We start from the raw sequence: 22,772 nt of genomic DNA, 5'->3' as shown, positions 1-22,772 counted from the left end.
GCTCCTCGGGTGGACGTTCTGACCCTCGGAGTCAAGCGAGCCGCGACCCCGTGCAGCGGGGCCCGGCGGGCACGTCCCCAAGAGTGGTGACGGCCCGTCGGGGCGGGGTCGGGGACGCTGATCGCTGCCTAGGTTCGGCGCCATGCAGCTGACCGAGCTCCTCACCGCCGCCGGCCGCGCCCGGTGGCTCCTCGTCGTCCTCCCCGTGCTCTGCGCCGCGCTGTGGGTGGGGGTGCACGCCGACGACTCCCCGCGCGTGACCTCGCTGGCCACCGTGGCCGTGGTCGTGCCCGAGACCGACACCAGCGCCTCGGCCGTGGCCCAGGCCGTCGAGGCCTTCCGCTCGGCGCTGGTCTCGGAGACCGCGGTGCAGGACGCCGGCGACGCCGTCGGCGTCGAGCTGGTCGTCGACCGCGACGTCACCGCCGAGCGCGTCGGCACCTCGAACCTCCTCGACGTCGAGGTGCGCACCCCGCCGGGCACCGACGTCGCGGCCGTCGTCGAGGCCCTCGTGCGCAGCACGGCCCAGGAGCTCTACGTCGCGCCCGTGGGCATCGCCCAGGCCCGGCTCGACCGCGCCGACGCCCGCTACGCCGACGCGCTCGAGCGCCGCGAGGGGCTCACCGAGCGCTCGGGGCTGCTGCTGCCGATCGAGGCCTACCGCGCCAAGGAGAGCGAGGCGACCCAGCTGCGGGTCGCGCTGACCACCGGCCTGGCCAACGGCACGGTGGGCGGCGCAGGGGCCGCCGCGCTGCAGGAGGCCCTGGACCGCGCCGAGGCCGACCTGGCCCGGATCGGCACCGCCGTCGACCGCTACGAGCCGGTGCAGGACGAGGTCGAGCGCTCCCGCGCCCTGCGCGCCGACGCCCGTGCCGAGCTCGACGCCGTGCTGGTGCGCCAGGACGCCGCCGTGCAGCCCGAGACCCTCGACGTCGGCGACCCCGTCACCGAGAGCCGCCGCACCCTGCTCGTGCGCGCCGGGGTGACGGGCACCGTCGGCGGCCTGGCCCTGGCCGCGGCCGTCGTGCTGGCCGCGGGACTGCTGCGCGACCGCCCGCGCACCCACCGCGCCGGGCGCGGCGAGGCGCTGGACGACGGAGCGGACGGCGCGGACGGCGCGGACGGCGCAGACGGCCAGGACGGGGCCGACGGGCCCGGGTCGGTCCGCGACGAGGCCACGTCGTCCACCACCCGGCGCGAGACCCGGCGGGCCCGCCGTCGGCGTCCCGTCTCCGCCCCGCCCGCACCCGGTGCGGCCGACCCCGGCCGCGACCCCGAGCACGACGGCCCCCGCACCCCGACCCCGGCCGGTCGGCGATGAGCGTCGAGCCCGCCGCGGGCCCGCGGCCGGCCACCGGCCACACCACCGGACCCACCACCGGACCCACCACCGGACCGACCACCGGACCGACCCGCGTGCTCTACGTCGCCGGCACCGGGCGCAGCGGCAGCACGGTGCTGGCCAACCTGCTCGGCGGTGTCGACGGCTGGGTCAGCGTCGGCGAGATGCGCTTCGTGTGGGAGCGCGGCCTGCTCCAGGACCGCCTCTGCGGGTGCGGCGCCTCCTTCTCGGCCTGTCCGTGGTGGGGCGAGGTGCTCGACCTCGCCCTCGGCCCCGGCCCCGGCGCGGAGCGACGGGCCCTGGCCGCCCGGATGCACGTCGAGCTCACCGGGCGCACCCGCCTGCGCACGCTGCCGACCCACGTCGTGCACCAGCGGGCGCGGGTCTCCCTGCGCCCCGACGGCGAGCTCGAGCGCCTCACCGGGCGTCTCTACGCCGCGGCCGCCGCCGTGGCCGGGGCCTCGGTGGTCGTGGACTCCTCCAAGCTGCCCACCTACGCCGCCGTGCTCGACGCCCTCGAGGACGTCGAGCCCCTCGTGGTGCACCTGGTGCGCGACCCGCGCGCCGCGGCGTACTCCTGGACCCGTGTGCGGGCCCAGCCCGACCTCGGCGCCGGCGCCCTGATGGAGCGGCGGGGCGCGTGGAAGAGCGCGGCGCTGTGGCTGTTGTGGAACCGCGGCATGGAGACCCTCGTGCCGGCCGGGTCCGCGCGCTACGTGCGGCTGACCTACGAGGACCTGCTCGCCCAGCCGCGCGAGCAGCTCGACCGGGTGCTGCGCACCCTCGGGCTCGACGGCGGCGACCTCGGCGCGCTGCTGCCCGAGCCGGGCGTGGCGCGGGTCAAGGTGCACCACACCGTCGCCGGCAACCCCGCGCGCATGCGCAGCGGCCTCGTGCCGCTCACGCTCGACGACGAGTGGCGGCGCTCGATGCCGCAGGGACAGCAGCGCGCCGTCACCGCCCTCACCCGGGGCACCCTGCGGCGCTACGGCTACCGGCTGCGCCCCGGCGCCCCGGGGCGGTGAGCCGGCGCCGGGCCCTCGGGGGCGTCTGCGCGGCACCGGGTCGGCCCGCGGCACCGGGTCGGCCTGCGTCACCGGGCGTGCTGCTCGTCGTCGCCCTCGCGCTGGGCGGCTGCGGCGGGACCGACCCCGCCGCCCGGGAGCCGGCCGCGCCGACCGCGCTGCCCGGCGCGACAGGGACGCCGGGTCCTCCGGGGGGCCGGCCCACCACCACCGGCTCCGCGACGCCCGCCCCGGTGCTCCCGGTCGACCCCGACGCCCGGGTCAGGGCGGGCGCGGCCGGGTGGCTGGGCCTGAAGTGGAGCCGGGCCCAGCCCGGCACCTTCGGCTACGTCGCCGACTTCCCCGCGGGCCTCACCTTCGCCGAGGTCGAGTGGTGCGACCTCGAGCCCCGCCCCGGGGTCCTCGACTGGACCCGTCTCGACGCGCTGGTCTCCGACGCGGTCACCCTCGGCCACGCCCCGATGCTCAAGCTGCGCACCGGCCAGTGCTGGGGCACCACCCCGCCGCGGGTGCCGCTGCCCCCCGGCCGGGTCGGCGACGAGGCGGCGGGCAAGCAGACCTCGACCCCGCCGCGCGACCTCGACGCCTACCTCGCGCTCGTGCGGCGGGTGGTGCAGCGCTACGCCGCGCGGGGCGTGCACGTGTGGGCGGTCGAGAACGAGACCGACGTGACCGGCTTCTGGGCCGCCTCCCCCGCCGCCTACGACCGGCTCGTGCGCCGGGTCGCGCCCGTCGTGCGCGCCGCCGACCCCCGCGCGCGGGTGCTCGACTCCGGTCTGTCGAGCACCGGGTACGGCGTCGTGCTGGCCGCCCGGCTGCTGGCACGCGACCGCGACCGGGCCGCCCTGGCGGCGTACCGGCTCCACTACGGGCGCCGCATCGAGGGCGGCGCCAGCCGGTGGCCCGCGGTCGAGCGGGTCGGGGGGCGCGACGGCCTCGCGGCGGTCCTGCGCAGCGAGCCCGCCCGGCGGGCCCGGCAGACCTGGCGCCACGCGCTCGCGCTGGTGCGCGACGGGGTCGTCGACGCCTACCAGCTGCACTTCTACGAGGCGCCGGAGGCGCTGGCCCAGGCGCTGCGGGCCGTGCGCGGCGCTCTCCCGTCCGGCGCCCGCGTCGAGGCGTGGGAGGTCGGCACCGCCTGGCCCGGCCCGCGGTGGGACGCCCGCCGGCAGGCCGGCGACCTGTGGCGCTCGACCGCGCTGCTGCTGGGCTCCGGGGTGCGCGTGGTGGTGCAGCTGCCCGTGGCCTGGACCCCCGATGCGGACGCCCAGGTCTTCCGTGGGCTGACCCGCCCCGACGGCCGCGTGCTGCCGGCCGGACGCGGCTGGGCGGTGCTCGCGCGGGCGCTCGCCGGCGCCCGGCCCGGCACCGTGGCCCCGGTGCGGGAGCGGCGCGGGCTGCGCGGGGTGCGGTGGCTCGCCGGGCCGGCCGGGTCGCCGCGGCCGTGGCGGGCGGTGGTGTGGTCGGAGACCGGCCCGAGCCCCGCGCCGCGTGCGTGGCGGCTGCGCGCAGCCACCGGTCGCCGGCTCCCCGTGGGGTCCGACGTCGGGGCCGCGCCGGTCCTGGTGCGCTCCCCCGGCCCTATCCGCTGAGCGCCGGGGCCCGGACCGCGGCCTCAGGACCCACCGGGCCCACCGGGCCCACCGGGCCCACCGGGCCGCGGCGGCGGGCGCGGGCGCGGCGGTAGACGGCCTCCAGCAGGTCGGCGGCGACGTCCCAGTCGTAGCGGCGCACGGCGTCGGCGCGCAGCTGGTCGGCGCCGGCCTGACGGGTGGCGGCCGGCCGGTCGAGCTCGCTCTGCAGCGCCCGGCGCAGGTCGTCGCCGTCGCCGGCCCGGAAGACTGCCCGCCCCGGGGCGGAGCCGCCGAGGATCTCCAGGTGCGGGGCGATGTCGCTGGCCACGACGGGCCGGGCGTGCGCGGCGGCCTCGAGCAGGGCGATCGGCAGGCCCTCGAGGAGCGAGGGCTGGGCGACGAGCGTGGCCCCGGCCTGCAGGGCGGTGAGGTGGGCGCCGTACTGGTAGCCGACGAGGTGCACGCGGGGGTCGAGGGCGGCGGCCGCGCGCAGCTGCTCGACGTAGGCGTCGGTGTGGCTGCTGTCGCCGACCAGCACCAGCCGCTGGTCGGTCGCGACGTCGCGGAAGGCGCGCACCAGGCCGAGCGGGTCCTTCTCCGGCACCAGGCGCCCGACGAACGCGACGTAGCCGCCCGGGCGCAGGCCGAGGCCGGCGAGGAGGTCGAGGTCGGCGGTCGGCACGACGGGCACGCCGTTGCCGATGTAGGTGGTGTAGCGGCCCAGCTCGTCGCGGTAGTGCTCGGCGAGCGCGCGGGAGACCACCACCACCTCGTCGGGCACGTGGGCCGACAGGGTCCGGCCGGCACGCAGCACGCGCTGCGCCCCACCGCCCCACTTGTCGCGCTGGTCATCGAGACCGTGCACGGTCTGCACGACCGCGGCGCGGCTCAGCGAGCGGGTCAGCGGGGAGAACAGGCCGGGACCCAGGGCGTGGTAGTGCACCACGTCGAGGTGGGCGCCGGCCGCGACGAGCGCGCTGAGCGCGCTGTGCACGAAGGCCTCTCCCCCGGCGTGGCGCACGGTGGGCAGCGAGGCCAGGTGCACCCCGTGGTAGCTGCGGGTCGTGCGCTCGGCGTAGCCCGGTCGGCAGTAGACGGTGACGTGGTGGCCCCGGGCGGCCAGCCGCGTGGCGATCTCCTCGACGTGGCGCTCGACGCCACCGGCGCGCGCGGGCAGCCCGCGCTGCCCGATCATGGCGATGCGCAGCGGGCCGCGCGGGTCGCGACGGGGCCCCGCCGGCGCTCCGGCGGCTCCCGGTGCGCTCGGGGCGGGGAGGGTGAGGGGCGTGCCGGGGCGGCTGGAGACGACGGTCATGACGCACCTGCTTCCTGGTAGTGCCGGACGACGGAGCGGAGGTGGGTGCGGGGGTCGTGGTCGCGGGCGACCCGGGCCCTCCCGGCCAGGCCGCGGCGCCTGGCGCGGGCGGGGTCGGCGAGCACCGCGCCGAGCACCTCGGTGAGCCGGGCGGGGTCGTCGGGCGGCACGAGCCAGCCCGTGGTCTCGTCGACCAGCTCCGGCAGCCCGCCGAGCGTGGTCGTCACGACCGGCACCCCGAGGGCCTGCGACTCCAGCACCGACAGCGGCTGGTTCTCGTGCCAGCGCGAGGGCACGACCGACGCGGTGGCGCCGGCCATCAGCGCGTGGAGCTCCTCGCGCGCGAGACGACCGTGGAAGCGCACGCGCCCCGGGGCGACGGCCGCGGCGAGCCGCTCGAGCTCGGCACGGGCGGGCCCGTCGCCGGCGACGTCGAGCACCGGCCCCGTGGGCTGCCCGGCGGCCCCGGCGACACCGGAGGTGGCCAGGTCGAGGGCGCCCACCGCGCGCACCAGGGTGTCCACGCCCTTCTCGCTGGACAGGCGCGCGGCCACCACGAGCCTCGGGTCGGCGGGCGGGCCCTCCGGAGGCGCACCGAGCACCGCGAAGTTGGGCTGCACGCGCACGCGGCCCGCCTGCACGCCGGCGGCGGCCACCTGGTCGCCGAGGAACCGGCTGGGGGCCAGGAAGCGGTCGACGGCGTCGTAGGCCCCGAAGCGGCGGTGCAGGTCGACCTCGAGCGCCGCGGCGGCGCTGGCCGCGCGCGAGCCGCCCTGGCAGGAGCGCCGGGCGGCCTCCCACGGGCCGCGCGTCACGCACGCGGTGCAGGGCGCGTCGTGGTCGAGGAAGCGGTAGGTCGGACAGACCAGCTTGTAGTCGTGCAGGGTCAGCACGACCGGCACCCCGCGCGAGGAGGCCGCGTGGAGCACCGAGGGCGAGAGCTGGTGGTAGACGTTGTGGGCGTGCACGACGTCGGGGCGGAACTCCTCGATGGCCGCCGCCATGCCGCGGGCCGCGGGCACCGACCAGACCATGCGCCCGAGCAGCCCGAGGCGGGCGACCGTGCCGGAGGGCGCCGGGTCGAACTCCACGTGGCGCGGTGGGCGGCCGACCGAGGCGACGTCGTTGTCGGGGTGCTGCATCCCGTAGAAGGCGACCTCGTGGCCGTCGACCCGTTGCAGCTCGGCCAGGTCGAGCATGTAGCCCTCGGCACCGCCGCGGCGGTGCAGGAACTTGTTGACGTGCAGGACGCGCATCTCACTCTCCCCCGGTGACGGCCTCCCCGGCCGCGCTGGCGCGACGGCCGGTGCCGGGCTCCACCGTGCCGCCGGCGGGGTCCTCCTCGGCGCGAGGCGGCCGGCCGTGCTCGTTATTGGGGACGGGTCCGGTGTGGAGGGCGGGGTGGAGCGCCGGGTCGAGAGCCGGGTCGAGGGCCGGACCGAAGGCCGGGTCGAGGGCCGGGTCGGTGCCGCGCTGCACCAGCGCCGAGACGCAGCCGGCCAGCGCGGCGAGGTAGACCCCGACCACGACCTGCGACATCAGGTTGGCCACGGCGCTCATCAGCACGTAGCCCGCGGCGACCCCCGCGAAGGCCGCGGCCAGGGCACGGTCGGCGACCGGGCCGCCCCGGGCGCGGGCCCAGCCGCGCACGGCGGTGCGCACGAGCTGCGCCACGAAGAGCGTGAAGGCGAGCAGCCCGAGCAGGCCCATCTCGACGTAGGCGCGCAGGAAGTCGTTGTGGGGCTGCTTGCCCTCGAGGCTCTCCCCCGCGACCTGCTTGAGACCGATGCCGGTGACGGGGCTCTCCGAGGCCAGGTCGAGCGCCTCCGACCAGTACTCGAAGCGCCAGGTCAACGAGTTGCCCGGCTCGCCGCGCAGGCTCTCCTCGTCGCCGAGGTCGCCGAAGCGCTGGGCGATGCCGGGCACGAGCAGCAGCACGACGACCAGCGCCCCGGCCACGCCGAGGAGCAGCCGGCGCTGCCGCAGCGCCACCACGACCGCGACGCCCAGCAGGGCGGCCAGCCAGGCGCCGCGGGTGTAGGTGGCCAGGAGGCCGAGCGAGGCGAGCACGGCCACGGCGGCGCAGACCAGGCGCAGCCGGGTCTCGCTGCGGTGCACGACCTGGGCCAGCGCCACGACGACCACGATCGAGAGGTAGGCCGCGAAGGGGTTGGGGTGGGTGAAGGTGCCGACCGCCCGGTCGAAGCCGCCCGCCTCGAAGAGGCCTTCGCCGCGCACGACCTGCACCGCGGCCGTCGAGAGCGGCACCACCGCGGCCAGCAGCAGCACGAGCACGAGACGGCGCCGGAAGGTCGCCGAGGCGGCCAGGCGCTCCACCACCAGCAGGGTCACCGCGATGCTGGCCAGCCTCGTCCACTCCACCAGCGCCACGGCGTACGCCGGGGCCACCGCGACGCCGACGAGGCCGGCCCCGGCGAAGGCCAGGGAGGCCAGGGCGAGCGGGGAGAGCCGCGGCCAGCCCTCGCGGCGCCAGGTCGCGAGCAGCCAGGTCGAGGCGGTGCCCAGCAGCAGGATGCCCAGGAGCGCGGCGGGGTCGAGGCCGGCCGGCCCCGGCACCCGCACGGCGTCGAGGGAGGTGCGCACGAGCAGGACGACGAGCACGAAGAGGTCGATGCGCCGCAGCGCGAGGCCCACGAGGAGCACCACGCCGAGGCCGACCACCAGGCCGGTCACGACCCGGCCCCCCCGGTGCGCCGGTGGCGGCCGCCGCTCGAGGCACGGCGCTGCACGACGACGGTGAGCACGAGGACCACCACGCCGGCCGAGCCCGCGACCACGAGGCGCAGGGCCGAGCCCGGCAGCAGCGGGGCGAGACCGCCGCCGAGCGCCCAGGCCGCGCCGGCGGCCGCGGCGACCGCGAGCGCCCCCAGCACCGACCCGCGCAGCGCCGCGGCGTCGAGCCGCGGTCGGGGCAGCTCGGAGCGCACCAGGCAGTGGTGGGCGTGGACCACGTTGGCGACGTTGCCCGCCACGAAGGCGGCGGCGACGCCGAGCACCTCGTAGCCCGTGCCGAGCAGGGGCAGCACCGCCACCGGCAGCAGCGCCAGGTCGACGGCGACGCCGACGACCGCGTTGCGCAGCGGCACGCGCGTGTCGCGCGCGGCGTAGTAGGGCGCCAGCAGCGCCCGCTGCACCGCCGAGGCCGGGAAGGACAGCGCGAGCACGACCACGCACAGCCCCAGCAGCCGGGCGTCGGACTCCCCGAAGCGGCCGAGGCCGAAGAGCAGCTCCACGCCCGGCACGGCGAGCACGACGGTGAGCGCGGTCAGCGGCAGCGAGACCGCCACCATCAGCCGCAGGCCGAGGGTGGCCAGGGCGGCGGCCTCGTCGCGGCGGCCCGCGACCTGGGCCCGGGTCAGCCGCGGCAGCACCGCGACCATCACCGAGCGGAAGAGCACCGTGCCGCCGACGGCGGAGACCAGCCGGTTGCCGTAGTGCAGCACCGTCGCCGACCCGGGGGCCAGGAAGGACGCGATGGCGGTCTCGGCGACGCGGGCGAGCGGGTTGAGCCCGGCCGCGGTCGAGGGCCGGGCCAGCAGACGCGGCAGCGCCACCAGCTCGGGGTCGCGCCAGCGCGGGCGGGCCACCCGGAAGCCCCGCACCACCGCCCAGGCGAGCACCAGCAGCAGCTGGCAGGCCGAGCCGACGACGTAGGCCAGCGGCAGCACCCGGACGTCACCGGGCCAGGTGAGCACCAGGCCGGCGGCCACCAGGTTCATCACCACCGTCATGGCGGCGGGCACCACGACCTGGGCGCGGGCGTTGAACCACGAGCGCAGCACCTCGCAGCCGGCCGCCAGCGGCAGCGTCCAGACCATCACCCACAGCAGCGAGGCGGTGAGCGCGGTCTGCTCGGCGTCGAAGCCCGGCGCCAGCACCCGGGCCAGCAGCGGCCCGAGCGCGCCGAGGGCCAGGGCCAGCGCGGCGCCGATGCCCACGGCCCCCAGCAGGGTGCCCGTCACCAGGCGTCGCATCCGCCGTGCCTCGAGGGTCACCGCCCAGGTGGCGAAGGTCGGCACCAGCACCTGGTTGCCGAGCAGGAGGAGCACGGCGGTGCCGGCCAGCGGCAGCCGCGCGGCGGCGACGAAGGCGTCGGTGTCGCGACCGGCCCCGAAGGCGGCGGCCGCCGCGACGTCGAGCAGCAGCCCGGCGCCGAGGGCGAGGGTGGCGACCGAGCCGCTGAGCGTGCTCTGGCGGGCCACGCCGCGCGTGCCGGTCGGGGGCGCCCCCGCGACCGCGGTCGCAGGCGCGACCGACCCAGGACCCACCCTCACCGCCGGGGGTCCCGCGGGGCCTGCCGCCGCAGCGACACGTCGGCCGCGGCGGCCAGGTCGGTCTCCAGCGCCGTGCACGCCGCTCGGACGCGCGGGTCGAGGTCGAGGCGGCGCGGACGCACGCTGCGCGCGTCGACGTGGGACCACAGCCCCGGGGCCGGCTCGAGGCCGAGGAAGCGCGCCATGGCACCCACCGACGGCTCGGGGTCGGCGACGGTCCGCTCGTAGGAGACCACGTGCACGTCGCGGCGCCGGTGCAGGCCGCCCTCGAGCAGCAGGCGGTTGCGCACCACCCAGAAGAGCGCCGCGGCCGACCAGGGGTCGAGGCGGGCCGGGTCGAGGGAGCGCACCAGGTCGAGGGAGGCCGGCGAGAGGCCGCGCTCCTGCCAGCGGCCCGTCCGGCGCCCCTCGGCCGCCGCGGCGGCGATCTCGGCCAGCACGCGGCGGTTGACGTCGCCGAACTTCGCGACCGCCGAGGCGGCGCGACCGTCGACGTCGCGGTAGACCCACACGGCGCGGCTCTCGGGCCCGAGCCGGTCGAGCAGCTGCGCGGTGCGGTCGCTGTCGCACAGCGCCTTGAGCAGCACCACGGCGTGGCGGCTGTCGCCCACCACGCCGCGCACCACCGCGTCGTCGCGCAGCTGGAAGCGGGCGAAGGCGCGGCGGTCGTTCTCGTTGTGCACCTCGACCGAGGGGTCGCGCTCGATGCCGCGCACGACCATGTTGGTGCCCGAGCGCTGCACCCCCACCACGAGCACCGCGCGCGCCGAGCCGGCCGGGCGCGGGTGCGCCCGCCGCCACCGGTACGCCGACACCGCCCCGGCCAGCCGCTCGCGCGGGTCGAGCCCGTCCTCCTCCACGAGGCGGCCGAGACCGTCGCGGCGGGCCCAGGCCACGTGGCGGCCCGCGCGGGCGCGCAGCCGCGCGGCCGGCGAGGCATCCTCGGGCAGCGGCGCGGCGGCGAGGGCGTGGACGGGCCCTGACGCGGTCTCGAGGGGGGCGTGGGAGTGGGACAGCGGGTCAGGACACACGGAAGACCTCCACCCGGTCGTTGCCGGTGTCGGTGACGTAGAGCCGGCCCTGGGGATCCAGGGCGAGCGCGGTGGGCCGTCGGAAGCGGCCGTGGGCGCGGCCGGGTCCGCCGAAGGAGCCCACGAAGGCCCCGTCGAGGCTCAGCACGCTGATCCGGTTGTTGTCGGTCTCGGAGACGAAGAGCCGGTCGCCGCGCACGGCCACGCCGTAGGCGCCGTCGAGCTGCCCGGGCCCCGTGCCGTGGCTGCCGAGCTTCGCGAGCAGCACACCGGTGGAGGAGAACTTGTAGACCACGTCCTCGGTGGGTGCGGCGGCGTAGACGTTGCCGGCGGCGTCGCGGTCGACCGAGGTGCAGCCGAAGAGGACGTAGTTGCCGGTGAGGGCGCCCTGGCCGCACGGCGCCGACCAGACCAGGTCGCCGGAGCGGGTCAGCACCTGCAGGCGACGGTTGCCGGAGTCGGGCACGTAGAGGAGACCGTCGGTGCCGACGTGGATCCCGCGGGAGTAGTAGAGCTGGTCGGGAGCGGCTCCCTGGCTGCCGAAGGAGCCGAGGGGGCCACCGTCGGCGGTGTAGTGCTTGACGTCGGCCGAGCGGGTGTTGTTGAGCCACACCGTGCCGTCGGCGGGATCGACGCCGACGCCGCGGGGGTAGTCCATGGCCGTGCCCGTGCCGCGGCCGCGGTAGCCCCAGGAGGTCTGGTAGCCCCCCGCGCGCCCGAAGCGCTGCACGCGGTGGTTGAAGGTGTCGGCGACGAAGACCTGACCGGTGCCCTGGTCGACCGCGACGCCCTCGGGCTGGTTGAAGCCGCCGGGCGGCGCGGGCTCGGGCACCGCCGGCACCTCGCGCACCAGCGCACCAGACGGGCTGAAGACCAGGACCCGCTGACCGGTGTAGTCCATGACGTGGAGCGCGTGGTCGAGCCCCACGGTGAGCTCCCGGGGCCCGCCGGTGGTGCCCGGGTCGGGGCCGGGCACGGTGAGGGTGGCCACCGGTGTGCCGTCGAGGGTGAGCTTCTCCACCGTGCCGTCGGAGGCGTCGCTGACGTAGACCCAGCCGTTGTCGAGGTCGAGGGCGAGCCCGCGCAGGTCGCCGCCCAGGAGGCCGGGTCCGGCACCCGGCGTGCCGAAGGTGCGCAGGTAGGCGCCGTCGCGGTCGAAGACGAGCACCCTGCGGTTGCCCGCGTCGAGCACGAAGACCTGCTCCTCGGGGCCGATCGCGATCCCGCGCAGGCCGAGGGTCTCCCCCGGCCCGGTGCCCGTGCGGCCGAAGCGGAAGAGGAAGGCCCCGGTGCGGTCGTAGACGTTGACGGTGTGCGGGCTGGTCCGGCTGATGCTCTGCGAGTTGACGGCGTAGACCCAGCCGTCGTGGTTCACCGCGAGCCGGGTCGTGTAGTAGCCCCCGGTGGGGTCGATGTCCCACGTCGCCCGCGGGGTGCCGTCGGGGTCGTAGACCTCGATCTCGCGCGGGACGGTGTCGGCGACGTAGAGCACGCCGGACGTGGGGTCGACGGCCAGGCCGTAGGGCTGGTTGGTCTGCCCCGGCCCACTCCCCTTGCCCCCGATCACCTGGAGCAGCTCGCCGTCGGGTGAGTAGCGCTTGACGTCGTAGTTGTTGTAGTCGCCCACCAGGATCGACCCGTCACGGGCCGTGGCCGCGCCCCAGGCGTAGAGCCCGGCGTGGCCCGGACCGCCGATCTGGCGCACCCAGGTGGCGGTGACCGCGGCCTGCGCCGGTGGCAGGGGCAGGCTGAGCGTGCCGGCAGCGACCGCCGCCAGGGCGGCGACCACCGCCACGAGGGCCGCGGCGCCTCGGCGCCGCCGGCGCGACGGGGTGGGACGGGACACGGTGACGACCTCCTCAGGGAGCGACGGTGAAGGAGCGGAAGGCTTGCGTGGTGGGGTTGCCGGCGGCGTCGGAGGCCCGCAGCTGGTAGCCGTAGGACCCCGGGGCCGCGGCCCAGGGGCGCGACCACGTGGTGCTCGCCGCTCCGGGCGGGGCCAGCGCCGCCGGGAGCCAGCTGAAGGCGCCCCAGGAGCCGTCGGGGCGCAGCCACCGGCCCGTGGTCTTGTCCTTGAGCGCGACGTCGACCGAGGCCACCGCGCGGTCGTCGGTGGCGGAGCCGCCGAGGGTGGCGGCGTCGGCGGTCACGGTGGAGCCGGCGGCCGGCCGGGAGTCCGAGAGGACCAGTGGCGTGGTGTCGGGCGGCAGCACGCCGGTGAGCGTGAAGGAGCCGACCACGGCGACGGCACCGGCCCCCAGCACGTCGGTGGCGCGGGTGGCGACCTCGTAGCCGTCGGGCGACGGGTCGGCCCACGACCAGCTCCACGCGGTCGAGCCGGTGGAGGGGTCGGAGAGCGCGGCCGGGAGCCAGGCGGCGGTCGTCGAGAACGAGCCGTCGGGCTGGAGGAACTGCCCGGTGCCGCTGCGGCGGATCCTGACCTCCACCGACTCCACGCCGGTGTCGTCGGCCGCGTCGCCCGACACCACCAGCGGCGGCTCGATGGCCACGCTGTCGTCGGGCGAGGGGTTGGTGAGCACCGTCTCCGGGGCCACGGTGTCGGTGGTGGTCTCGGGCACCACCGTGAAGTCGACGGAGGTCGCGGGCGAGGCGTTGCCGGCGACGTCGACGCCGCGCACCTCGGCGTGGAAGCTGCCCGAGTACTCCACGCCGATGAAGCTCCACGCCCAGGTCATGCTCCGGGCGGTGTCGCCGACCAGCGGGCTCAGCGCCCAGGTCTGGGTGGTCGACCAGGTCGAGTTGCCCGCGTCGAACCACAGCCCGGTGCCGGTGTCCTGCACGGCCACCTGCACCGAGGCCACCCCGGTCTCGTCGGTCACGGTGCCGCTGAGACGCACCGGACGGGCCGGCACGGTGGCGCCCTGACCCGGGTAGGCCAGGGCCGTGGTCGGCGGCGGCCAGGCGCTGCCGCCACGTGCCCTGGCGGGGTCGAAGACCATCACGCGGTCGTTGCCCGCGTCGGCGACGTAGAGCAGGCCCTCGTCGTCGGTGGCGATGCCCGAGGGGTTCTTGAATTGGTAGGCGCCCTGGCCGTAGCCGCCCCACTTGCCCAGGAAGGTGCCCGAGGTCGTGAAGGCCTGCACCCGCGAGGCCAGGTCGTCGGTGACGTAGAGCACGCCGTTGCTGACGACCATGTCCCAGATGTGGCGGAACTGCCCGTCGCCGGTGCCGGACGTGCCGAAGCTGGTCAGCAGGGTGGTGCCGGTGGGGTTGTAGACGTAGACCTTGGTGCCGTCGGCGAGGAACACGTTGCCGGTGGCCGGGTCGATCGCCCCGCCGTGGTTGCCGGCCCGCGTGATCTGGCCGATCTCCGTGCCGGAGGCGGCGTCGAGGATCTTGACCTTGCTGGAGTTACGGTCGGTCACGATGGCCCGCCCGGCCTGGAACTCGATGTCGAGCGGCCACCGGAAGGAGCCCGGGTCGGCCGAGTCGCTCTCGGCGCTGCCGAGCTGGTCGACGAAGGTGCCGTCGTACTCGTAGCGCTTGATGTGGTGCCCGCGCTGGTTGGCGATCCAGACCCGCCTGCTGACGGGGTCGACGCCGATCCCGCGGGGGTAGTTCATGCCGTAGGTCGGCGAGGCCGAGCGGGTGCCCCAGGTGCCGATGAAGGCACCGGTCGGGGCGAAGCGCTGGAAGCGCTGGTTCCACGAGTCGGCCACCCACACGTCGCCGGTCTGGTCGTCGACGTCGACGTCGCGCGGCTCGCCGAGCTGGCCGGCGACGGCCGGCTGCGCGGGGCGCGGGAAGAAGCCGGCGTCCTCGCCGGTGGCGGTGAAGCGGTGGACGCGGGCGTTGCCGTACTCCGCGACGTAGACCGTGCCGTCGGGCGCCACCGCGGGCTGGCGCGGGCTGCCCAGGTTCAGCGGGCCGGTGCCGGCCCCGGCGCCGAGGGTGTCGACGTGGTTGCCCTGCAGGTCGAAGACCTCCACCACGCCGGTGGTGGGCACCGAGACGTAGAGCCGGTTGCGCGCGTCGTCGACGGCCATGCCGCGCGCGTCGCCGCCGAGCACGTCGGCGCCGTAGGTGGCCAGGTAGGAGCCGGTGGGTGAGTACTTGAGGATCCGGTTGTTGAAGGTGTCGGTGAGCCAGAAGTTCCCGGCCGCGTCGGTGTCGATGCCGTAGATGCGCGGGATGGTGCTGCTCGTGGTGCCGGGCGGGAGCACGTTGAAGGTGCGGGTGTTGCGCCCGTCGGAGAGCCGCCAGACCCGCACGGCGGGCGGGTTGGTCAGCGAGTTGGCGTAGTGGCTGTCGGCCTGCACCAGGTTGCCGGCGGCGTCGATGCTGATCCAGGCCTGGTAGTCGATGCCGTTGAGGGTGAGCTGGCGCAGGAACGCACCGTCCTTGCTGTACTGCGCGACCTTGTTGCCCGGCTGGCCGTCGGCGATCTCCGGCACGTAGATGTCGCCCTGGCGGGGGTCGACACCGATCGAGTACGGCTGGCCCGTCGCGTTGGCGCGGTAGAACGAGCCGAGGACCCGCCCGGCCGGCGTGTAGCGGCGCACCTGGTTGTTGAGGTAGTCGCCCACCACGACCTCGCCGTTGACGGGGTTGACCTGGACCCCCCACGGGAAGACACCGGGGCGGCCGTTGCCGCTGATCGAGCGCACCAGCGCCGGGGCGCTCCACGCCGCCTGCGCCGGCGGGCTGCTCAGGCCCACGAAGACCAGACCTGCGGCGACGACGGCCAGCGCCAGCACCACCGGGGGCACCCGACGCCGCGCCGTGCTCACCGGGGCGCTCACGGGGTCACCGTGAAGGACCGCCAGCCGGGCTTGCCCGTGCCGGTCGCGAGCCGGCCCGCGGTGTCGGTGGCGTCGGTGGAGAAGCCGTAGCCGCCCGGGGCGACCCCGGCCAGCTCGTAGGACCAGGTCGTCGAGGCGCCGCCGGGCGCGGCGAGCACGGCGCTGACCTTGGTGGCCGCGGCCTGCCAGGTGGTGCCGTTCCACCACAGGCCGGTCGAGGACTGCTTGATGCCGAGCTTCACGGACGCGACCCCCCGGTCGTCGCTGGCCGAGCCGGTGATGCTCACCGGCGCGGGCACGGAGGCGCCCGCGGCGGGCGCCGTGATGGTCACGACCGGCGTGGCGGTGTCGCTGCCGCCGCTGGTCGCGGTGAAGGACGTCGCCGGTCGCGGCGTCGGGTTCTGGTTGCCGCTGGCGTCGTCGACGCGCACCTGCACGGCGTAGCCGGTCGCGCTGGGCAGCGTGAGGCCCAGCGACCAGCCGGTCGAGGTCGAGCCCGGGGCGACCAGGGTGGTGGGCACCCAGGTGAAGGCGCCCCAGCTGCCGTCGGGGCGCAGCCAGGTGGAGGTGTCACCACGGCGCACGGCGACGTACGCCGCCGCGACGGAGCGGTCGTCGCTCGCGGTGCCGGTCAGGGTCACCGGCCCCACGGGCACCTGCTGGCCCGCGCTGGGCGAGGTCAGCGAGCCGCTCGGCGCGGTCGTGTCGGGCGGCGGCGAGGCGCCCATCGTGTAGGTGCGCACGACGTCGGCGTAGGTGTCGGCGAGGTAGATGGTGCCGGTGGGCCCGACCTCGACCGCCGAGGGGTGGTGCAGGCCGCCGACGGTGGCCTCGACGCTGCGGTCGGGGGCCAGCACGACCATCTCGTCGTCGCCGCTGTCGGCCACCACGACACGGCCCGTGGGGTCCACGCCGACGCCCTCGGGGGCGTCGAGCGTGCCGCCCGCGGTCCAGCTCCGCACGGGCGCGAAGCCCGCGGCCGGCGAGTAGGTCAGCTCCTGCACCCGGTTGTTGCCGCGGTCGGCGACGTAGACGTGGCCGTCGGGGCCGACGGCCACCGCGCTGGGGAAGCGGAAGTTGGTGGCCCCGGCGCCGCGGGAGCCGAAGACGTGCACGGGCATCGGGCCCTTGTTGTCGGTGCCGAAGACCGCGCCGGCGACGTCGTAGGCCTTGATGCGGTGGTTCTGGGTGTCGACGACGAAGGCGTAGCGGTCGGAGGCGCGGATGGCGATGTCGTAGGGCCAGTTGAAGGAGCGGGTGTCGGTGCCGGCCGGGGCGTTCTTGACGAAGCCGATGCCGGTGCAGCCCTCGTCGAGCACCTGCAGCTGGTGCTGCTTGGTGTCGGCCACCCACAGGTCGCCGGTGGCGGGGTCGACCGCGAGGCCGCGGGGCCAGTTGAACTGCCCCAGCTGGGTGCCCTCGGCGGCGCGCTGGCCGCAGTGGCCGACCAGGGACCCCGAGGCGTCGAAGCGGCGGAACTGGTGGTGCACGGTGTCGGAGACCCACAGGTCGCCGTCGGGTGCGAGCGCCATGCCGCGCGGCTCGTGGAAGACCGCGGTGGAGGTGGCCTCGGGCATCACCGCGCCGATGGTGCGGTCGTAGGCGAAGCCGGTGTCGGTGCGCTCCCAGCGCTCGACCCGGTCGCCCCACAGGTCGGCGGCCCACACGTCGCCGCTGCCGTCCTGGGCCACCGCGACGCGGCGCATCGTGGTGAACGTGCCCACGGTGGTGGGCTCGCCGTAGGTGCCGAAGGCGGTGACGAACGTGCCGGTGGTGGTGAAGACCTGCACCCGGTTGTTGAGCCCGTCGGCGACGTAGACCAGCTCCTGGCCCGTCACCGGGTCGAGGGCGGTGGCGATGCCGTAGGGGGTGCGGAACTTGCCCTCCGCGGTGCCGGTGCCGCCCCACGTCGCCAGGCAGGTGCCGTCGGGGGCGAACTTCACGACCTGGTTGGTCTTGTAGCCGGCGACGTAGATGTTGCCGGCGCTGTCGGCCTGCGCGTCGCGGTTGTCGTTGATGTTCGTGCAGGCACCGTTGGCCACGACGGTCTGCAGGACCGCCAGGTCGTCGTCGAGCACGACGACGCGGGCGCGGCCGGTGTCGCCGACGTAGACCTTGTCGCCCTTAGCGGAGACCCCGAGGGGGAAGGAGAAGGCGGTGGCGGGTCCGGTGGTGGAGCCCAGCCAGGCACCGCTCGGGGAGAGCTTGACGATGCGGCTGTTGCGGGTGTCGGCGACGTAGACGTTGTTCTGGGCGTCGACGCCCACGTCGCGGGGGTTGTCGAACTGTCCGGTGCCCGCGCCGTAGGTGCCCACCGACCACACGAGCGTGCCGTCGGCGGTGTAGCGCGCGACCCGGTTGTTGCCGGTGTCGGCGACCACGACCGTGCCGTCGGGCGCCGTCTCGACCCCCGAGGGGTACATCTCGGCGTGCAGCGGCCCGCCGAGCACCGGCCCCGGTTCGGCGGGGCCGGCCGAGGCGGGGCCCGCGACGACGAGGACGGCGCCGAGCACCAGCCCGGCCAGGGCGGCCAGGACGGCCAGCGGTGCGGGGGTGCGGCGGGTGGTGGGCATCGGGTCCTCGTGGTGGTGTCGGGTGCAGGTGCCGCCGGGGCGGGCGGGCGGAGCCGTCACGGGGTGACGGTGAAGGTGCTGCGGGGCTTGGTGGGGTCCTGGTTGCCGGCGGCGTCGCGGGCGATGGCGGTGACGGCGTAGGTCCGGGCCAGCGGCGGCTGGAAGGTGAAGGCCCAGGTGGTGCTCGTCGCACCGGGGGCGGCGAGGACGGCGGTCACGGTGCGGTAGGACGCCCCGAAGCTGCCGTCGGGGCGCAGCCACTCCTTCGACACGGTGTCCTGCACGGCCAGCAGCACCGTGGCGACCCCGGTGTCGTCGGTGGCGCCGCCGCGCAGCGGGACGGCCCCGAGCGGCACCTGCGCCCCCTGGGCCGGGCTGGTGACGGTGGCGTCGGGGGCCACGCTGTCGCTCGCGCGCACCGTGACCTGCCGCGAGGCGGGGGTGGCGTCCTGGTTGCCGGCACCGTCGCGGGCGCGCGCCGTCAGCAGGTACCTCCCGGTCGCCAGCGGCACGTCGAGGGACCAGCCGGTGCTCGCGGCGCCGGGCGCTGCGAGGTCGGCCAGGCGCTGGGCGCCCGCCGTGGTGCTCCCCCAGCTGCCGTCGGCCTTGAGCCACAGCCCGGTGTCGCGGTCCTTGACCAGCACCGTGACCGAGGCGACGCCCGACCCGCCTGCGGGGTCGCTGGCGGTGCCGGTCAGCGACAGCGTCGGCGGCGCCACGACGGCGTCCTGCGCCGGGGAGGTCACGACCGTGTCGGGCGCCCCGGTGTCGGCGCCCGCGACCGTGAAGGACCGGGTCGCGGTGGCCGGGTTGGCCGCCTGGTCACGGGCGGTGACAATCACGGTGTGGCCGCCGGCGGTGCCGGCGACGAAGGACAGCGAGAAGCCGGTCGAGGTGGACCCGGGGGCGGCGAGGGTCGCGTCGAGCTCCTGGCGGGTGCTCCCCCACGCCCCGGAGGCCTGGAGCCAGCTGCCGTCGGCGCGCTGCACCGCCACGGTGACCCCGGCGACCGAGGTGTCGTCGGTGGCCGTGCCGGTGACCGCGACGCTGCCCGCCGGGAGCGAGGCACCCGCGGCCGGTGCCGTGACCGTCACGCCCGGGGCCGTGGTGTCGGGCGGCGGCGGGGTGCCCTGGGGGTCCCACAGCGAGACCCGGTCGTTGCCGTAGTCGGCCACCGCGAGGTCGCCGTCGGTGGGGTCGACGGCGACCCCGCGGGGCTGCTCGAGCTGACCGCTGCCCGACCCCGTGGAGCCGAAGGCGGTCTCGACCGCGCCGGTGGCGTCGAGCACGACCACGCGGTCGTTGCCGGCGTCGGCGATGTGGAGGCGCCGGTCGGCGCCGGTGCCGGTGACCAGGAGGCCGCCGGGCTTGCGCACCTGGCCGCTGCCGGTGCCGGAGGCGGCCACGGTGGCGAGGAGGGCGCCGGCGGTGGAGTAGCGCTCGACGCGGTTGTTCTGGGTGTTGGAGACCAGCAGCGTGCCGTCGGAGTCGACCGCGACGCCCTCGGGCCTGCTGGCCGCCGCGGCGCCCGCGACCGGGAACGTGCCCAGCACGGCACCGTCGGAGGCGAGGTGCACGACGCGGTTGTTGTTGGTGTCGGCGATCCAGTAGCCGCCGCTGCCGTCGAGCGCGGTCTGGTGCGGGCGGCTCAGGGTCGTGCCGGCCGGGGGCTTGACCTGGCGCACGAAGGCGCCGGCGGCGGTGAAGACGTCGATGCGGTTGTTCTCGCTGTCGGTGACGACGACGTCGCCCGCGGCGGTGACGAGCAGTCCGCGCGGGAAGATCAGCGAGCCGTTCTGCGGCCCGTAGCCGCCCCACTGCGAGACGTAGGAGCCGTCGGGCGCGAAGCGCTGGATGCGGTGGTTGAACCAGTCGGCGGCGTAGAGCGAGCCGTCGGGGCCGTAGGCCACCGCGAAGGCGCCGTTGAAGCCGCCGGCGGTCGGCTTCGTGCCCCCCACCGTCCGGTCGTACGCCGGGGACGCGCCGGCGCCGTCGTAGACCGCGAGCCGGAAGTTGAACGTGTCGCACACCGCGACCTCGGTGGTGCCCGGCAGCCGGGTGACGCAGTGCGGCGAGCGGAACTGCTGGGCCCCGTCGCCGTAGGCCGCGACGGGGGTCGCGCCGAGCGAGCCGCCCGTGGCGGTGAGGTGCTGCACGCGGTAGTTGAGCGCGTCGGCCACCCACATGCCGCCCGCGCCGTCGGAGGTGACGCTGCGCGGCGACTTGAACTGCACCGCCCCGGTGCCACGGGTGCCGAAGGTGCGCACGCAGGCGCCGGTGGCCGCCTCGAGCACCACGATCCGGTCGTTGTCGGTGTCGGCGACCAGGACCCGGCCGTCGTCGGCCAGACCGACGTCGCGGGGGCGGGAGAAGGCGGTGCCGCCGCAGGTGGTCTGGGTCCAGGCCGTCGCCCCGGCACGGGTGAGGGCCCGCACGCTGTTGGCGTAGGTGTTGGCCACGTAGACCCGGGTGGCGTCGTTGGCCAGGCCGTAGGGCTGGGTCAGCCCGCCGATGGTGCCGAGCTGCTGGCCGGTGCGCGAGAGGCGCACGACACGGTTGCCGCCGGTGTCGGTCACCCACAGCGCGGTGGGGTCGGCCGCGTCGAGCTCGAGGTCGCGGGGGTCGGTGAGACCGGTCGTGGTCAGCGGCGTGACGGTGCCGGTGGCGGGGTCGAGGGTCACGACCCGGCTGCCCCCGGAGTCGGCGACGTACCAGGTGCCGTCGACCACGGCGAGGCCGGCGGGGTAGACCGGGGCGCGACCGCCGGGGTCGGAGAGCTGGTCGCGGTAGACCGGGCTCAGCGGCTCCTGCGGCGGGTCGACCGGGCCGGGGGCGGCGAAGACCTGGACGCGGTCGTTGTAGGTGTCGGCGACGTACATCCGGTCGTTGCCGAAGGCGAGGTCGTGGGGGTCGAAGAACTGGGTGTCGCCGTTGCCGCGCGAGCCGAAGCCGTCGCCGAGGTCGACGAGGTCGGCCGAGAGGTGCACCAGGCGGCTGTTGCCGGTGTCGGCCACCCAGACCGAGCCGTCGGGGGCGACCTCCAGGCCCTGGGGGCCGAGCAGGCCGGTGGCGAAGGAGGCCAGCGGCGTGCCGTCGAGGGCGAGCTTCTGCACCCGGTCGTTGCCGGTGTCGGCGACGTAGACCGCGCCCGGCGTCACCGCCACGCCCATGGGGTCCTGCAGCTGTCCGGGGGCCGCGCCCTGGGAGCCGACGGTGGCGAAGGTGCCGCTCGCGGGGTCGAAGGTCTGCAGGCGGTGGTTGCGGGTGTCGGCCACCCAGACCACGCCGTCGGCGCCGACGTCGGCGTTGGAGGGGTAGTTGAAGCGGCCCGTCTCGCTGCCCGTGGAGCCGTAGGACGGCACGCCGGTGGGCGAGAGGTCGGCGGCGAAGCGCTCGATGCGGTCACCGCGCGTGTCGACGGCCCACACCGAGCCGTCGGGCCCGGTCGTCACGCCCTCGGGCCAGGAGAACGTCGCCGGCTGGGTGCCGCGGGCACCGACCCGGTCGACGTACGTGCCGTCGGGGCGGAAGCGCTGGATGCGGTGGTTGAGGCGGTCCATGACGTAGACCTGGCCGCTGGGGGCCACGTCGACGGCGTAGGCCTCGGCGAAGCCGGGGGCCGGTGCCTCGGCGCCCTCGATGGAGCGCACGGAGGCGCCCGCGGGGCTGAAGACCTCCAGGCCGCCGCCCCAGAAGTCGGCGCCGTAGACCGCGCCGTCGGCGTCGACGGCCACACGTCGCAGGTGGTTGAACAGACCCGCGTCGACCGGCGGGTCCTCGCAGGGCTGCGGGTGGTTGCTGCAGCGCCCGCCGAAGGGCGGCAGCCACTGCGGCGTGGGGCCGGAGAGGTCCCAGCGAGCGATGCGCCCGTTGCCGGTGTCGGAGACGTAGACCGTGTCGCCGTCGGCGGACCAGACCGTGTTGTAGGGGAAGTTGAGCTGACCCTCGCCGCTGCCCGAGGCGACGCCGTCGCCGAGCACCACCGCGGGCGTGGTGCTCGCCCACACCCCGGCCGCCGACACGTCGTAGGCCTTGACCTGGTGCTGCTTGTAGGCCGTCAGCCAGATCCGGCCGTCGGGGCCGCGGGCGACGTCGCGGATGCCGTTGGCGCCCAGCGCGGTGCCGGTGGGCGACTTCCAGCGGAAGACCCCGTCGGCGTCCCAGGCCTTGACCAGCGACTGACCGGTCGAGGCGACGAGCAGCACGTCGTTGGCGGCGTCCCAGGTGACGCCGATGGGGGTGTTGAGGGTCTCGTTGCCGGTGCCGAGGCCGCCGCGCTGCCACAGGAAGGTGCCGGTGGCGGTGAACTTCTGGATCCGGTTGTTCTCGGCGTCGGCGACGTAGACGTCGCCGGCCTCGTCGACCGCCACGTCGCGCGGGCTGGCCATCTGCCCGGGCTCGGTGCCGTAGGTGCCGAAGCCGCCGAGCTTGGTGCCGGTGCGGCTGTAGAACAGCACGCGGTCGCGGCCGGTGTCGGCCACGACGAGCCGGTCGTGGACCGCGTCGACCTCGAGGCCGGAGGGGTACATCGCCGCCTGGGAGGGCCCGGCCAGGGTGCCGAGGAAGTCCGGCGGTGCCGCCGCGGCCAGCCGGGCCGGTGCGGCGCTCGCCGCGGGCTCGGCGCCGCGTGCGCTCGCCGCCAGGGCCAGGCACGTGGTCAGCACCAGCGCGAGGGTGAGCAGGGCCGCGGCGATGAGCACGGCCTGCTCGCCGTGGGTGCGCTGTCGTTCGATCCGGTGTCGGGCCACGAGGGCGATACGACCAGCGACCGCCCGGCCCCCCGGGCCCCGCAGGGCCTTTTGCCTCATTGTGGGGACCCCCGGCGGCGTCGCGCCCGCTCCCCACATTTGAGGA

The 22,772-nt window shown here is 76.3% G+C and carries 12 protein-coding genes; 3 read left to right on the top strand and 9 right to left on the bottom strand.

Annotated features, from left to right (window positions below):
• Positions 1–142: 142 nt before the first annotated feature.
• The 3 genes from ASF50_RS06235 to ASF50_RS06225 all read left to right on the top strand — a co-directional run bounded on the left by ASF50_RS06235 (position 143) and on the right by ASF50_RS06225 (position 3,959).
• Positions 143–1,321 (top strand): hypothetical protein, encoded by a 1,179-nt coding sequence (locus ASF50_RS06235; protein WP_056903806.1) that lies wholly within the window; start codon positions 143–145, stop codon positions 1,319–1,321.
• Positions 1,318–2,367, top strand: a complete 1,050-nt coding sequence (locus ASF50_RS06230) for a sulfotransferase (protein WP_056903805.1) — start codon at positions 1,318–1,320, stop codon at positions 2,365–2,367. The genes ASF50_RS06235 and ASF50_RS06230 overlap by 4 nt, the downstream gene beginning before the upstream one ends.
• Positions 2,368–2,444: 77 nt before the next feature.
• On the top strand, positions 2,445–3,959 hold the full coding sequence (locus ASF50_RS06225; RefSeq protein WP_056903804.1) for a hypothetical protein: 1,515 nt from the start codon (positions 2,445–2,447) through the stop codon (positions 3,957–3,959).
• Here the strand turns inward: ASF50_RS06225 and ASF50_RS06220 are convergent.
• The 9 genes from ASF50_RS06220 to ASF50_RS06180 all read right to left on the bottom strand — a co-directional run bounded on the left by ASF50_RS06220 (position 3,949) and on the right by ASF50_RS06180 (position 22,666).
• On the bottom strand, positions 3,949–5,256 hold the full coding sequence (locus ASF50_RS06220) for a glycosyltransferase family 4 protein (RefSeq protein ID WP_056903803.1): 1,308 nt from the start codon (positions 5,254–5,256) through the stop codon (positions 3,949–3,951). The genes ASF50_RS06225 and ASF50_RS06220 overlap by 11 nt on opposite strands.
• Positions 5,253–6,512: a glycosyltransferase gene (locus ASF50_RS06215; protein ID WP_056903802.1), complete on the bottom strand. Its 1,260-nt coding sequence runs from the start codon at positions 6,510–6,512 to the stop codon at positions 5,253–5,255. The genes ASF50_RS06220 and ASF50_RS06215 overlap by 4 nt, the downstream gene beginning before the upstream one ends.
• Position 6,513: 1 nt before the next feature.
• Positions 6,514–7,950, bottom strand: coding sequence for an O-antigen ligase family protein (locus ASF50_RS06210; protein ID WP_156718123.1), 1,437 nt, complete (start codon positions 7,948–7,950; stop codon positions 6,514–6,516).
• Complete coding sequence (locus ASF50_RS06205; RefSeq protein WP_162242366.1) at positions 7,947–9,479, bottom strand: lipid II flippase MurJ; 1,533 nt, start codon at positions 9,477–9,479, stop codon at positions 7,947–7,949. The genes ASF50_RS06210 and ASF50_RS06205 overlap by 4 nt, the downstream gene beginning before the upstream one ends.
• Before the next feature lie 68 nt (positions 9,480–9,547).
• Positions 9,548–10,582 carry a hypothetical protein gene (locus ASF50_RS19240; protein ID WP_056903799.1) on the bottom strand — a complete coding sequence of 345 codons (1,035 nt, stop codon included), beginning with the start codon at positions 10,580–10,582 and terminating at the stop codon, positions 9,548–9,550.
• The gene (locus tag ASF50_RS06195) at positions 10,572–12,428 is read right to left on the bottom strand and encodes a 6-bladed beta-propeller (RefSeq protein WP_056903798.1); all 1,857 of its coding nucleotides are present in this window, start codon (positions 12,426–12,428) and stop codon (positions 10,572–10,574) included. Before ASF50_RS06195 ends, ASF50_RS19240 begins: the two co-directional genes overlap by 11 nt.
• 13 nt (positions 12,429–12,441) lie before the next feature.
• A complete protein-coding gene (locus tag ASF50_RS06190; RefSeq protein WP_056903797.1) occupies positions 12,442–15,345 on the bottom strand; it encodes an Ig-like domain-containing protein in 2,904 nt (967 codons plus the stop codon).
• Entirely contained in the window at positions 15,342–17,918 is a 2,577-nt protein-coding gene (locus tag ASF50_RS06185; protein WP_156718121.1) for an Ig-like domain-containing protein, read from the bottom strand. The genes ASF50_RS06190 and ASF50_RS06185 overlap by 4 nt, the downstream gene beginning before the upstream one ends.
• A gap of 56 nt (positions 17,919–17,974) precedes the next feature.
• Positions 17,975–22,666 (bottom strand): SMP-30/gluconolactonase/LRE family protein, encoded by a 4,692-nt coding sequence (locus ASF50_RS06180; RefSeq protein ID WP_162242365.1) that lies wholly within the window; start codon positions 22,664–22,666, stop codon positions 17,975–17,977.
• Between the last annotated feature and the right edge of the window lie 106 nt (positions 22,667–22,772).

Source organism: Nocardioides sp. Leaf307 (assembly GCF_001423135.1).
In the GTDB taxonomy this organism is placed as follows: domain Bacteria; phylum Actinomycetota; class Actinomycetes; order Propionibacteriales; family Nocardioidaceae; genus Nocardioides; species Nocardioides kribbensis.
This window is presented reverse-complemented; position numbering and strand designations above follow the sequence as displayed.